This is a genomic window from Anabaena azotica FACHB-119, from assembly GCF_014697625.1.
Taxonomy (GTDB): Bacteria; Cyanobacteriota; Cyanobacteriia; order Cyanobacteriales; family Nostocaceae; genus Trichormus; species Trichormus azoticus_A.
Genome location: NZ_JACJSG010000013.1, coordinates 1 through 13,325 on the forward strand (window position 1 = coordinate 1; position 13,325 = coordinate 13,325).

The 13,325-nt window shown below is 40.8% G+C and carries 12 protein-coding genes and 1 pseudogene; 5 read left to right on the top strand and 8 right to left on the bottom strand.

Going from position 1 to position 13,325, the window contains the following annotated elements:
• Positions 1-126 precede the first annotated feature (126 nt).
• The 3 genes and pseudogenes from H6G83_RS11235 to H6G83_RS11245 form a co-directional block, all read left to right on the top strand.
• Positions 127-321: an element excision factor XisH family protein gene (locus H6G83_RS11235; protein WP_313935865.1), complete on the top strand. Its 195-nt coding sequence runs from the start codon at positions 127-129 to the stop codon at positions 319-321.
• On the top strand, positions 309-653 hold the full coding sequence (locus H6G83_RS11240; RefSeq protein WP_190471408.1) for a XisI protein: 345 nt from the start codon (positions 309-311) through the stop codon (positions 651-653). The genes H6G83_RS11235 and H6G83_RS11240 overlap by 13 nt, the downstream gene beginning before the upstream one ends.
• Before the next feature lie 60 nt (positions 654-713).
• A pseudogene (locus tag H6G83_RS11245) lies at positions 714-914 on the top strand (element excision factor XisH family protein); the annotation flags it as partial.
• 8 nt (positions 915-922) lie between these two features.
• Here the strand turns inward: H6G83_RS11245 and H6G83_RS11250 are convergent.
• The gene (locus H6G83_RS11250; RefSeq protein WP_190471411.1) at positions 923-1,195 is read right to left on the bottom strand and encodes a hypothetical protein; all 273 of its coding nucleotides are present in this window, start codon (positions 1,193-1,195) and stop codon (positions 923-925) included.
• A 346-nt stretch (positions 1,196-1,541) separates the two neighbouring features.
• Complete coding sequence (locus H6G83_RS11255) at positions 1,542-2,027, bottom strand: globin family protein (RefSeq protein WP_190471414.1); 486 nt, start codon at positions 2,025-2,027, stop codon at positions 1,542-1,544.
• Between the two features lie 643 nt (positions 2,028-2,670).
• On the opposite strand from H6G83_RS11255, the gene H6G83_RS11260 reads away from it, so the two are divergent.
• Positions 2,671-3,144 carry a hypothetical protein gene (locus tag H6G83_RS11260; protein ID WP_190471418.1) on the top strand — a complete coding sequence of 158 codons (474 nt, stop codon included), beginning with the start codon at positions 2,671-2,673 and terminating at the stop codon, positions 3,142-3,144.
• A gap of 134 nt (positions 3,145-3,278) precedes the next feature.
• Here H6G83_RS11260 and H6G83_RS11265 read toward each other — a convergent pair whose 3' ends face one another.
• Both H6G83_RS11265 and H6G83_RS11270 read right to left on the bottom strand, forming a co-directional pair.
• Positions 3,279-4,136, bottom strand: coding sequence for a pentapeptide repeat-containing protein (locus H6G83_RS11265; protein ID WP_190471420.1), 858 nt, complete (start codon positions 4,134-4,136; stop codon positions 3,279-3,281).
• Between the two features lie 490 nt (positions 4,137-4,626).
• Complete coding sequence (locus H6G83_RS11270) at positions 4,627-6,426, bottom strand: N-acetylmuramoyl-L-alanine amidase (RefSeq protein WP_190471423.1); 1,800 nt, start codon at positions 6,424-6,426, stop codon at positions 4,627-4,629.
• 98 nt (positions 6,427-6,524) lie between these two features.
• Between H6G83_RS11270 and H6G83_RS11275 the strand changes: the two genes are divergently transcribed.
• On the top strand, positions 6,525-8,162 hold the full coding sequence (locus H6G83_RS11275) for a CTP synthase (protein WP_190471426.1): 1,638 nt from the start codon (positions 6,525-6,527) through the stop codon (positions 8,160-8,162).
• Between the two features lie 290 nt (positions 8,163-8,452).
• Here H6G83_RS11275 and H6G83_RS11280 read toward each other — a convergent pair whose 3' ends face one another.
• The 4 genes from H6G83_RS11280 to H6G83_RS11295 form a co-directional block, all read right to left on the bottom strand.
• Positions 8,453-9,274: an SDR family NAD(P)-dependent oxidoreductase gene (locus H6G83_RS11280; protein WP_190471429.1), complete on the bottom strand. Its 822-nt coding sequence runs from the start codon at positions 9,272-9,274 to the stop codon at positions 8,453-8,455.
• Between the two features lie 52 nt (positions 9,275-9,326).
• On the bottom strand, positions 9,327-9,566 hold the full coding sequence (locus H6G83_RS11285) for a hypothetical protein (protein ID WP_190471432.1): 240 nt from the start codon (positions 9,564-9,566) through the stop codon (positions 9,327-9,329).
• Between the two features lie 156 nt (positions 9,567-9,722).
• On the bottom strand, positions 9,723-10,343 hold the full coding sequence (locus H6G83_RS11290; RefSeq protein ID WP_190471435.1) for a hypothetical protein: 621 nt from the start codon (positions 10,341-10,343) through the stop codon (positions 9,723-9,725).
• A 168-nt stretch (positions 10,344-10,511) separates the two neighbouring features.
• Positions 10,512-12,842, bottom strand: coding sequence for a WD40 domain-containing protein (locus tag H6G83_RS11295; RefSeq protein ID WP_190471440.1), 2,331 nt, complete (start codon positions 12,840-12,842; stop codon positions 10,512-10,514).
• Positions 12,843-13,325: the final 483 nt, after the last annotated feature.

Consider the following 13,325-nt stretch of genomic DNA (forward strand, 5'->3'; position numbering starts at 1 on the left):
GTGGGAGGCGCGCCACTAGAGGCAGTTAAGGAGTATATTCAAAACCAAAAGAATACTTGACGGCGATTAAAATCGCGCCATCGCTTACCCCATGTCTAAAAGCCAGGGGCTTGCGCTGCATGGATTATCGGTCAATATGACATTTACCGTTATCTTTTAGAAGAAACAGCACCAGACCGTAAGTTGTATATTTCTGTCAGCAAAGTTGCCTATAATAACTTTTTCACTCAGGATGTAATTCAACTCATTCTCAGGAAACATCAACTTCCCATTATTGTTGTAGATATAGAGGCAGAGGAGATTACACAATGGATAAATTAACTGAGTATCCTAAAATAATTAAGCAGATTTTGACTGAGTATGTAGAACTGTGCAAGGTTAATCCCAATTCAGGTATTGAGACGTTTTTAATTGTAGACGAGTCCAAGGCTCATTACATTTGGATGAATCTTGGTTGGCAAAATGGCGATCGCATTTCTGGTATAACTGTCTATGTGCGGATTCGTGATAATAAGTTCTGGATCGAAGAAGATTGGACTGAAGACGGTATTGCAACTGATTTGGTTCGTGCTGGTGTTCCCAAAGAAGACATTGTTTTAGCCTTCCATGAGCCTAAAATGAGACAGTACACAGATTTTGCTGTAGTCTCATAGCTATAGCCAGTAGTGGCGCATCAATTTTTTAGTATTAGATAGCCTAATTTTTAGGATAATATAGTCAGGAAGGCTTTAGAGAAAGACGGCTGGAAGATTACGGCTGATCCTTATGAAATTAATGTAGATGATGTAGATTTTGAAATTGATTTAGCAGCAGAACAACTGTTAGCCGCAGAACAAGAAGGTAGAAAAATAGCGGTGGAGGTTAAAAGTTTTATTAGTCCATCAAATGTTTCAGAATTTCATACAGCCTGGGGTTAAGTCAATCACCTGTTATGTAATATTTTTGGCGGTACAACTTTCTTATTTGCTTCCTCAACTGCGGCATTCAGTGCTTGATGCGCTGATTCATAACAACCAAACAAGCATGAATCAAAGTCAGCAATAGGAAATGGGTTGCGCTCTAATACGTTATCGATAGCGATCGCGTAAGAATAATTCCTTTTATTTAAAGGGTGAGAATGTACTGCCACATACCACTGTATAGTATTTTCAAAATCAGATTTAGTTCCATCTTTTTCTAGGATTGGTTTATCCATTTATATTTATTAGCTCCTTGATAGAAAAAAATACACTCTATTTAAATTGAAATTGATTCTTTTAGAAAATTTCCTTATAGGATTTCCATAAGGAAAAATTTAAAATTGCTGAAGATACTAAGTTGACCCATCATATCTATTAGGGTCTTTCTTCTCCTTCTTTTTTTTAGGATCTTTCTTTGGTTTTTTGACTTCTCGGTTGCCGTTTTTTTCCTTAGACATTAGCAATCTCCATTGTAGTAATAAACATTGTTATACTGTGATGTAGTTCTACCTTGTTCAATATTTCGTAGATGTCAAACACTGCGGATAGCTTCGCCTTAAGCGGTCAAGTATGGTTATTACCCTACTGAAGTCCAGCAATTAAATAGTCAAAGTAACCGCTTAATTCGTTAGTATCTTCTACTGATATCATAGATATAGCAACATTCTTCATTGCACGGACACTTTCAGAAACAGCTGCGATCGGAGTGCCAAGAGACCTGTACATTTCACGAGCGCCAATAATTCCAATCTCCTGAAGAGGAGTAGAATCACCAGCTACAATACTGTAAGTAATCAACCGTAGATAGTAATCCATATCTCGTAGGCAAGTTGCAGTCATTTCCTGCCCGTAAGCATTGCCCCCAGGGGAGACAATATCTGGGCGTTTTTGAAACAGTTGGTTTGCAGATTGTTTAACAATACGCTCCCGGTTTTCATTTAAAACCTGAACAAGGCGTAGACGGCGATCGCCACTCTTAATAAAGTTTTTAATTGGCTCAAGTTCTCCAGGGGTGAAATAGCGAGCTTCGCTATCTGCACCAAGAATCGACTTTATGATCAAGCTCATTAATATACTCCTAAAAAAAGCAAATATTTTCGGCTTACCCTATGAGAATGCTAAAGGTAAATTAAATAGCACACTTAGATAAACTACAATTTAGATGAGAAAATTATTATGGCTGATTCCTCTAAAATCAGCTATTCTAAGCTTAATTTAACTTTGCACAGATAGCCAAATAACTGCTAGAAAATCCCAGATATGTTTCTGATGATGTGTATCGTTATTGCCGTTGTGTATTCATATCATAGCAGTTATTTTTTACTAATTTTTTTATTTAAGGATAACTATCTATTTAGGATGAGCAAATACTTAAATTTTGCTTTTATTTCAAATATTTTAATACTAAGTATTTTTTTGATCTGATAAAAGACAGATTTAATATAAAACCCTTTCTTTTAGTAGAAGTTATTAACAGTAGTGACAGTTATTATAGAAAGACATACTCGCTTATAAATTATGTTGCTTTAGATATTGCAACGATGCCCAATTCATTGCCTTATTTCTGTAAGAATTTACGGTTGGGAAAATAAAAAATCAAGAGTGAAGCAAGTAGGAAGAAACTAGCAGTCTACAAAAGACAAGGGACGCTGGGCAATCACAGACGCGGATGAGTCCACTGCCGACTGGTGAGTACAATCACGAGATAAATATGGAATCTGAAAAAAATCAAACTGAAAAGCCACTAGATTATCAAGCCTTATTAGCTGCTGCCAAGGAAGCTTTAAAACTTGAATATCAGAGATCAGCAGCTTTAATTTCACAACTGCAAGCCATAAAAACTGAGTTAGAGCAAGTTCGGCTGGAAAACAAAATCTTGAGAGAGAGTAGTTATCAAGATGTGGTTAAGCATTTTGAGACGCGCATACAAGCAGCAGAAGCGCGATCGCTTAAAACTGAAGTGCGTCAAAATTTCCTTGAAGTTAATGGTTGCCGAGATGATGAAAGCTTCGATACTTTATGGGAAAGCATTAAGAATAAGATTCAGATCCAAGACGGTGAAGTGAGAATTGTTTCTCAAAATGGCACTCCTAAGTTCACCTTAAATGGCAAGTTCATGACTTTGAAAGATTTCTTTCAATCCCTCAAACAAGACCCCATCACAAGCAAATTTTTCTTGAACTAAGTAGAAGGACTTAATAAATATAAGTTCGTAGTGAGGGCTTGAGCCAATAAAAACCTTATTTTTAGACTAAGCTGTAGATTTTTAGCCCCTTCCTTACAAGGGAAGGGTTGGCGTTAGGTTGCGTCGAACTCACGTTAATTAGAAGGTTTAGCATCATCTGGCAAAATAGCCCCAGCCAAGTCTGCTTTGTCCAAGTTAACATCAGATAAGTTAGTACCACTCAAATCAGCACCACGCAGGTTAGCAGCGTATAAATTCGCGCCTTTCAGGTTTACATTACGTAAGTTAGCTCCCTGTAAGTCTAACTGGTTAGCTCCACAAATACTAAAACCACGCAGGTCTGCACCACTGAGATTTGCACCATTGAGACGAGGACAACCACGAGCGCCTCTGAGATTTGCGCCTGTTAAATCAGCCCGTTCTAGGTTTGCAAAACCTAAATCAACACCAACTAGATAACAATTTGAGCATTTCTTAGTTTTGACTAAAGTTTCCAGATTTTTATTTGCTTCCTCGGGCGAACCATTAATATTATTTGCAGAAACTAAAGGCGTAGAAGTAGCCTGCGGTGGTTTTGAAACAGAGAGAGTTGCAGCACTAGAAGGAGTTGAAGAAATTGGTTGGACATCAGGTTTGCCTGATTGTTGAAATTTTATAATTCTAGTTCTGGTTTGTTCGTTTTCTAAGTTAATAGTGAAGTTCTGAGGTGGATAATTTTGTTTACTCAAGTTGACATAAACATCCCCCTTACTAGGAAGTATAACTTTAGCATAACCATTATTATCAGTATATTGGACTTCAGGCGCTCCTTGAGAAATAAACTGAATTTTAACTCCATCTAAAGCTTCACCTGTTTCTTTTTGTGTAATGAGTTCTACTATTGCTTTTGGAACTACACAAGCTTCTGATTTGAGACCTACAGAACATCTAAATTCTGGAACTGTTACAACAGTAGCGATAGTTCCAGCAATAGCAATTGGAGTTCCTATCATAAAACCCCATTTAGTAAAATTAAACTTCTTTTTGTTTTGACTACTGGCGTTTTGGCTCATGTTGTGTTCCGCTTTTAATTACAGGGTTAAAATTTAAAAGACATTTATTAACTTTATTTTCAAGGCTAGGTTGCTGTTTTTTATAGTTAACTGTTCAGTCAGACACACTTAATTAATTTTACTGAGGGTTTTTTAACTTTATATAAGTGTATAGTGAACCACATCTTATGTAAATACTATTAACTTTTAAAAAAGCAGTATATTTAAACTTCATTGAGAGGAAAAAATAAAATATTAGTAATGTTTTCTCAAATAATTATTGTATAAAAAAGTACATTTATTAAAGATTGAGCGGAAATTGCGATCGCATTTACCTTCAACACAAAGTTTGAGTATTAATTACGTAAGGATTCAAAGTGAGGAGTCAGAATCATTTGTTATGAGTTTAGTGATTCCTTTCTCCTGCTCACCTTTGTCCTCCTTCGTGCTTTTACTTAACAGATTTAAACCACTGAGTTATCCCTTCACCTAAAGCCTTAGCTAACTTCTTCTGCTCCTGGGTATCTGTCACCCACTCAAACTCATTAGGATTACTCATAAAACCCAACTCTAATAATACCGAGGGGGCGGTGGCTGGACGTGTCAAAGCTAGGTTATTCCAAAAGACACCGTAGGAAGGTCTACCGAGTTTACCTACCAGATAATTGTGCATGAAGACGGCGAGGCTATGAGCTTGGGTATTGTACCAAAATGTACCAACTCCCTTAGTGTTTTCCGCATCACCGTTATCTGGTAGAGAATTGTAATGGATGGAAATGGAAATTGCTGGTTCTTCTCGATTGATAATTGCTTGACGCTCAGGTAAGGAGACATCCCTATCATCCTCCCTCGTCATCACCACATTTGCCCCCAACTTCAGCAATTCCTCACGCAATAACCGAGAAACCGCCAGATTTACGTCCTTTTCCAAATATCCATTCGGCCCAGATGCACCAGATTCTTTGCCACCGTGACCAGGATCGAGTAGAATCTTGATACCAGATAAGGGCTTTCGCCGATTTTGCTTGATATCAGGCGCATGGCGTAAAGCTAACACCAGGGTCGTACCATCGTATCTCAGCTTATATCCCCACTGTTGAGCTTTTTTGAGGTTGAAGGTGTATTTTACCTCTCCTGAAGCTGTCTGCTGCCAATCTAGACGAGAAATTAAAGGGTCATCATCCAGGCGAATAATATCTGTTTGGGCATTGGTGTTGTAGAGTGTGAGGGTGAAAGTTTTTTCCCCTTGTTCCACACTCACAGGTACAGGGGTTTGTAGTGGGAAACGCATCTCGGTTGCACCTGGGACTCTTCGATATCCGACACTGCGAATAAATGTCCGTGGCGGAACAGATCCTGGGAGAATGCGAGTTTCCTGACTATTAATCCAAGCACCATAATCTAGACGGAACCATTCACCCTCTTTACCTGTGACAGTGGCGCGTGTTCCTTTGGGTAATGGTGTAAGTCGAGAGAAATCGGTACTAGGGCCAGTTCGTGCAACGCCTGCGTCTGCTACCACCTCAGCAACTGGTAACTGCGCGGGTGAGAGAATTGTAATTTTGCCAGTTCCTGGTTGAGTTATTGTCTTACCATTGATTGTCAGTTGAAACTGAGGTTGCCCCAACTCTATCTCCTTACCTGCATCTGAGACAACTAGCCCATTTACGGAAGAGCCAGGCTGTAACAATGTAGTGCAACCTTGGTAAGTTCCCACGCTAGACTGGGTAGTGGGTTGATTCTGCCCTGTCAAGGCTGCCAAATTAGTTGGTAGTTGTGCTTGTTGTGGTTGGGGTAAGAGTGCGACAGTTTGATTAGCCAGTTTCACAGATACACTAGCGTTAGGGGATGCAACCGCACTAAAACAAACTAGTTCTCCTGGTAGTCTGGCGATGTCGGCTGCTGGTGTCAGAGAACCTTTAGCAAAAGCTAAACCCTGGGGTATCTCCGGTTGATTACTCACCCTTGTCACCTTAATTTCCAGCTTTTGACCTTGGTGAGTGATAGTAAAAATGTTCTCTCCTAACTGTAGGGGAAAACTGGGTGCAAAATGACCTGAGCGACTACGATTAATTGGCTTACCATTAATGAGAACTTGCCCATTTGGTGGTGCTGTGCCAATAAAAAAGATTTTTTCTGCACTAGTCTGGTGGTTTGTCGGGGGATAAACAACTTTGAGAGGTGAGGAAGCCAAAGCAACGGAGGAGGTGACGAGGAAATTTAAGATTACTGGTACGAGGAACTTTTTCACAGGTTTATCACAGAAGCGTATTGACTATGTGACTGTGGCACAATGACGGGATGTCTTTTGAAAGGTATTGTTAGCAGTTGATAAAAATACAAACTACTATGACTAAGTTTATCTTTGTAACTGGAGGTGTCGTTTCCAGTATTGGCAAAGGCATTGTAGCAGCAAGTCTGGGCCGTTTACTCAAATCACGAGATTATTCGGTGTCGATTCTCAAACTCGACCCTTATATTAATATCGATCCGGGTACAATGAGTCCCTTTCAGCACGGCGAAGTGTTTGTGACCGAGGATGGTGCAGAAACCGATTTAGACTTGGGACATTACGAACGCTTCACCGATACTTCGATGTCACGACTCAACAGCGTTACTACTGGTTCTATTTACCAAGCTGTAATCATGCGTGAACGTCGTGGTGACTACAATGGCGGCACAGTACAGGTAATTCCCCATATTACCAATGAAATTAAAGAACGGATTTTGTCAGTAGCTAAAAAGACAAATCCTTCTGTAGTTATTACAGAAATTGGTGGTACGGTGGGCGATATTGAATCCCTGCCATTTTTGGAAGCTATACGCCAGCTACGCAAAGAGGTGGGACGGCAGAATGTGCTGTATATGCACGTTACGCTTCTGCCGCATATTGCCTCGGCGGGGGAAATGAAAACTAAGCCGACACAACATTCAGTGAAGGAACTTAGATCCATTGGCATTCAACCAGATATTTTAGTATGTCGGAGCGATCGCCCCATCCCTAGAGGACTAAAGCAAAAATTGTCGGAATTTTGCGATGTCCCTGTAGAATGTGTGATCACCGCCCAAGATGCTAGAAGTATCTACGAAGTCCCCTTAATTCTAGAAAAGGAAGGACTCGCAGAACAAGCACTAGATTTGTTGCAAATGGAACAACGCCAACCAAATCTAGCCAAATGGCAAGCTATGGTGCAAGGGTTGTACAGTCCTAAGCATAACGTAGAAATCGCTATTGTTGGGAAATACGTCAGATTGAGTGATGCGTATTTATCGGTAGTTGAGGCGTTACGTCATGCGGCAATTACTACTCAGGGTAATTTAAGCTTACGCTGGGTAAACTCCGAAGATTTAGAAAACCAACCAGCAGAAAATTATCTGGCGGGTGTAGATGGCATAGTTGTACCTGGAGGTTTTGGGACTCGTGGGGTGGATGGCAAAATTGCGGCGATTAAATACGCCCGCGATCGCCAAATTCCCTTCTTGGGTTTATGCTTAGGAATGCAATGTTCCGTCATTGAATGGGCGAGAAACGTCGGTGGGTTAACAGGTGCTAATAGTGCCGAATTTGATCCATCTACCCAGTATCCAGTTATTAACCTGTTACCTGACCAACAAGATGTTGTAGATTTAGGTGGAACGATGCGCTTAGGCGTATATCCATGCCACATTCTACCCAATACCTTAGCGGCCAAACTTTACCAAGCAGAAGTTGTGGAAGAACGACATCGCCATCGGTATGAGTTTAACAACAATTATCGCCAGTTGTTGCTAGATTCTGGCTATGTGATTAGTGGCACATCACCCGATGGACGCTTAGTGGAAATTGTGGAATATCCCCATCATCCATTCTTCATCTCTTGCCAATTCCACCCAGAATTTCAATCGCGTCCTAGCACACCCCATCCTTTATTTACAGGCTTCATGCAGGCAGCGATCGCTCGTAATCATCCTACCGCTAATTTCCCAACACCAGTAGAAGTATCTTAAGGTATAGCAGGGGACAGGGAACAGCGAACAGCGATTAAACCCTTAATTACTCTATGTCCTCATCTCTGTCTCAACTGCTATATTTTTAGGACTTACGCATAAAAACGAAAAATCAAGGGTTTGGGCAAGGGTGTAGGGGTATAGCGCAAAGTCTGAGCGGAGGCTTCCTCCGATCAGAACTTTGTAAGAGAGGGGTATAGGGGTGTAAATCTTTAAAACCCTTACCCCCCTACACCCTTACCCCCCTACACCCTGTCTCAACAGATAACCTTGGTGCGTAAGTCCTGACATTATTTGCTGCGTTCTTCCAGTCCAAAAACACGACGGACGAGTGTCTGCATCAAGCTAGGAGTTAATTGATAAGCGGCTTTCCAAAAGTTGGCTGAACCAACAACTACATCAGGACGTTTATCTTTAACTACAGTCCAAATTGATTTGGCTACATCTTCGGGTTTTTCCAATACAGGCGTTTGAATGGCTTTACCTACTAATTCTGTCCGCGCTTGGGCTGTTTCCTCACTTCCACCGCGAAAAATTGCTCTTTCCATAAGTTGGGTACTGATGAAGCTGGGATAAACACCGCCCACGTGAATGTTTTTTGGTGCTAACTCTGCGTGGAGGGATCTGGTTAAGCCAGTGACGGCGTATTTGCTAGCTGTGTAGGGGACATGGTAAGGAATGGGTTCTATTCCACCGATGGAACTAACGTTAACAATGGTTCCTTGACCACGTTCTAAAAAATAGGGGAGAATAGCGTTAATTGTATGGATGTAACCCCATAAATTGGTATCGATGATTTTATGCCAATCATCTAAACTGAAGGCTTCTACAGGGCCTAAGCAAAAGATGCCGGCATTATTAATTAAAACATCTACGCGACCAAAATGTGCGATCGCCTTTTGGATCATATCCTGAACTTGTAGCGGATCTGTCACATCGGTGGGAATGGCGATCGCTTCTTGTCCCAGTTCCCTAATTTCGGCGGCTGTCGCTTCTAAACGGTCAGCTTGACGCGCTGCCAACACCACTTCATACTGGTGACGAGCAAATAATAATGCTGTAGCTCTACCAATTCCTTGTGATGCGCCAGTGATAATTACTGTGTTTGTCATAATGCTTAGTTGTCAGTTGTCAGTTGCAAAAAAACATTTTTGTCTGGTATTACTACTGTTGTGTTTTGATTTCTTGTAATAACTCTTCGTCAGAGTATTCTTTGTACCATTCGCCTTTTAGCTTTAGCCGTACAGACTGTGCGCCGCCACTGGGAGTACATACAACCCAATAAGTATTGTCTTCGCCTTTAACTTGGGCTGCTTCTTGCGCTTCTGCAATATCAGAAAGACCGGAAAATGCTTGCAGACAAGTCCATGTAATGCCATCTGAGTCTTGAATTTCTCTTTCCATGTTGAAGTAGGGGCTGGGGACTGGGGACTGGGAACTGGGGGGAGATGAGGGAGTAACCCACCCCTAACCCCTCCCTGGAGGGGAATAGGGAGATGGGGGAGATGGGGAAGAATAACAACTGATAACTGTCAACTGTCACCTGTCACCTGTCACCTGTCACCTGTCCCCTACATTGGGTAAAACCTCTGGCTGATCATCTAAGCTGAGGAGGAAGTTAATTAGGTCTGTTTGTTCTTGCGTAGTAAAGCCGGCTTTGAATGTGCGATCGCCTATTGTCACGTCTTCGTTGAGGGGGATTTGCAAATTGGTTGTGTGCTTACCACCTAATTTTGCGATCGCCGCTCCCACAGTGAGCAAATTAATCGGCCCATTCAGCGCCCCTACTACATCAGTTTGGAAGATTTCATTCCCAAATGTGTCTGAGTAGAAAGCATCTCGCCCTAATTTTAATGTTTCTTGAGTAACAGCAAATGCACCATTTTCTGGTGATAGTTGTTTGCGTCCCTCTTCAGTTTGCAGTAATTTTGTTGCTTCTGCTTTATTAATGGCGTAACCCAAGATATCATAGGAACCAATTTCTTGTGGTGCGGCTTGGGTTACAGGTGTAAATGTTTTGTCTAAGCTGGGGGTTTTGCCTAAAACAATTTCTAATCTGTAGGCAAAGAAACTAATTATAAAGATTAAAAATAAAAAGATGCCCATGGTGCGCCATCTATTTTTTTGTGGTTCACTTTTGGGCGGATTAGTATTTATAGTAATACCTGGATCTGTTTTCATAGGATGGTTTTACTCAATGCAGTTCCATTGAAGCGGAGCATGAGAGTAAAAGCTTCATCCTTATAGTTGATGTCTGAGGGAGGAAGGGAGGGATTTTCAGTTATCAGTTATCAGTTATCAGTTATCAGTTTTTCTCCTCTACTTCCTCTGTCCCCAGTCCCCAGTCCCCTAAATCTTATCTATCCCCCAAATTTTAATAGTTTGATCAGCGCTACCACTGGCGAGAAAATTATTATCTGGGCTGACGGCTACGGAATTGACTGTGGCTGTATGTCCTGTGAGGGTGTGTAGTAGTTCGCCTGTGGAAATGCGCCAAATTTTGATGGTGGTGTCGGCGCTACCACTGAATAAAATTTGTCCGTTGGGACTGGTCGCTAGGGATGTGACATCGGCTGTGTGTCCAGTTAATGTATGCAGAATTTGACCTGTGATTAAATGCCAAATTTTAATGGTAGTATCAGCACTACCACTGAATAAAAATTGTCCATCTGGGCTGATGGCGATCGCTTTTACTTCTCCATCATGTCTGTTGAGGGTGCGTAATGGGTCGCCTGTCAGGGGGTTCCATAGTCTGATTTTGTTGTCGGAACTACCACTGGCAAGGATTGTACCATCGGGGCTGATGGCTACGGCGTGAACGGCTGAGGAATGCCAAAGTGTGCAAATGCGATCGCCTTTTTGCAAGTTCCAGATTTTAATTTTATTACTTCCACTGGCAAGAAGTTGTCCATCTGGGCTGATCACTACTACGTTGACTGGTTTTTGATGTCCTAAGAGGGTATGCAGGAGTTTACCTGTTTTTAAGTGCCAAACTTTGACGTTACTTCTGGGATGTACGCCGCTACCCACAGCTAAAAAATTACCGTCGGGACTGATGGCGACGGATGAAACTTCTCCTAAATTTCCTGTCAGGGTGCGGATGAGTTTACCTGTAGGAAAATTCCAAATATTCACGGCTTGTTCGGTACAGCCACTAACTAAAACTTCACCATCGGGACTGATGGCGATGGAGGTAACTTTCCCGGAATGTCCGGTGATGGTTTTGGTTAAGTTGGGAGATTCTAAACTACGTTTGTATTTGAGGGTGGCGATCGCATCAACTATTTTGTCTAGTAATTGTAAACTGTGGCGATCGTTAATTACCGTAAAATATTGCCTGAGTTTTTGAATATATTCTTCATCCTCTATCTTGATGGCTGACTGCATCGCCTCTAAAGGATGGGTGAACTGCTGTAGTGAAACCTGACGCAGTTCTAACCATGTGCTGATAGAGTAGTCAACCTCCGTTTGCGCCCAAGAACTGTCCGGTAGGTGAGATAAACTCTGGGCTAACTGCACAGACAACTCTGGTATCCAGTGAAGTCGCTCTTTTTCTAAAGCTGCATAAACTTGCTTATAACTCGTGGTAATTGCTTTTAGTGATTGTACATCAATAGCATCTTTGAGCAAACTTGGCAGTAACTCTGGTAGTAGCGGTGATACATCATGATGAACTAAATGGTAAATATCCGCTACCCAAGCCGCAACTAAACAATGACAAGTAGTTAATACTTGGCATAGTTGTTCAATATCATGCTGATTAACTCGATACTGTAAAGCTAATTTTGTAATATCAATACCTTGGGCTTGCCACTTTTCCGCTTTCTCTAAAATTGCCAAATTATAAACATTATCTTGACCCAACTGATTAATTTCTGCTGCATCTACACCTATTTGTTGCAATTCATCTCTAATTTGCTTCCAATCTAAAGCCCGCTTCTTAGCTGAGTTCTGAATAATCTCTTTATAAGATAAGCGAGATATTGTTTTATAATAGTATGTTCCCTGTCCCAGACCCCAATAAGCAATGCGAAAATTTAGATAATCTCCATCATTTTCCGACTCTAAAATTAATATTGGCTCTGTTTTTAACATTCCAAACAAAGCCTTAATACTCGATTCACTATGAAATCTCTTACTATCCCAAGCACCAGCCAAAAATTCTACAGGTCTAGTCAAGCTATGAAGAGAGTAATTTTTATTAATAAAATTCCGTAAACCTTCTGCCAGCATTAACTCAATGTCAGCAGCAGATTCTAATTTATTATCGAACTGATCAAACTGAATTTTTGGGGGGGCGATGAAAACCTTCAGGGGTTTACGTGCATAACTATGATGGGATTCTAGAATTTGTGACGGATATAGTCTTAACGGCCAACTATCGAGTATTTTATTAACTTCTGGTAACTTTAACGCTGTATCCCTCTGTTGGTTAGCTATTTGCGTTTGGGTTTCCCGTTGATATGCGGCCAATTGCTGTTGCCATCTTTCTTGTTCATTGATTTTTTCAGAGTTTTGTTCATTAAAAGTATTGACAGTTTCAAGGAATCCTTCGATTAAAGTGGGTAATTGCTCTTTTGTGGCAGTTAAAGCTGCTTCACCTCTCTTGTTGATTATATGTACAAATACAGGAGCAAATTCTAGGACTAGCTGAATTAATAATCTTAACCCTGGTTCCATAAGGGATTCCTATTAAATCAATCACATTAGCATTACGAAAAAAAACCGGATTCGCTTGTCGTCGGGCATGGCTGATACTATACCTTGTGGTTTGGTCAAACTTACCTTCTCTTACAACAATAACTTTACATTGTCACCTTACTAATTGTAGATGACTTTATTATCCTTAGACATAATCAAGTTGCAGAAGAATGCCGTAGCTAGGATAATCGAAAAAATTGGAGATATTTTACGTCTTCTCCATTTTTATTATAGCAAACCCCGGTAAATGCTTACCTTTTCCTGTTAAATCCTAATTTTTTCCCACGATAAATTTTACTTAGATATTTTATCAATCAGTTGGAACTAATACTATCAGATAAATTCTTTGGTTAAAAGCGATGGGAAGATAGTCTCATTTACCCAAAACCTGACCATCAAGTATTTCTAGGGTGGTTAAGTAGAAGGACTAAATTAAACCTAACTTGAGATCGCCGGGTTTCG

Bases quoted from the DNA above. Each gene is read 5' to 3' on its own strand.
- H6G83_RS11240 (WP_190471408.1), top strand. From the start codon at position 309: ATGGATAAATTAACTGAGTATCCTAAAATAATTAAGCAGATTTTGACT.
- H6G83_RS11250 (WP_190471411.1), bottom strand. From the start codon at position 1,195: ATGGATAAACCAATCCTAGAAAAAGATGGAACTAAATCTGATTTTGAA.
- H6G83_RS11255 (WP_190471414.1), bottom strand. From the start codon at position 2,027: ATGAGCTTGATCATAAAGTCGATTCTTGGTGCAGATAGCGAAGCTCGC.
- H6G83_RS11260 (WP_190471418.1), top strand. From the start codon at position 2,671: ATGGAATCTGAAAAAAATCAAACTGAAAAGCCACTAGATTATCAAGCC.
- H6G83_RS11265 (WP_190471420.1), bottom strand. From the start codon at position 4,136: ATGATAGGAACTCCAATTGCTATTGCTGGAACTATCGCTACTGTTGTA.
- H6G83_RS11275 (WP_190471426.1), top strand. From the start codon at position 6,525: ATGACTAAGTTTATCTTTGTAACTGGAGGTGTCGTTTCCAGTATTGGC.
- H6G83_RS11280 (WP_190471429.1), bottom strand. From the start codon at position 9,274: ATGACAAACACAGTAATTATCACTGGCGCATCACAAGGAATTGGTAGA.
- H6G83_RS11285 (WP_190471432.1), bottom strand. From the start codon at position 9,566: ATGGAAAGAGAAATTCAAGACTCAGATGGCATTACATGGACTTGTCTG.
- H6G83_RS11290 (WP_190471435.1), bottom strand. From the start codon at position 10,343: ATGAAAACAGATCCAGGTATTACTATAAATACTAATCCGCCCAAAAGT.
- H6G83_RS11295 (WP_190471440.1), bottom strand. From the start codon at position 12,842: ATGGAACCAGGGTTAAGATTATTAATTCAGCTAGTCCTAGAATTTGCT.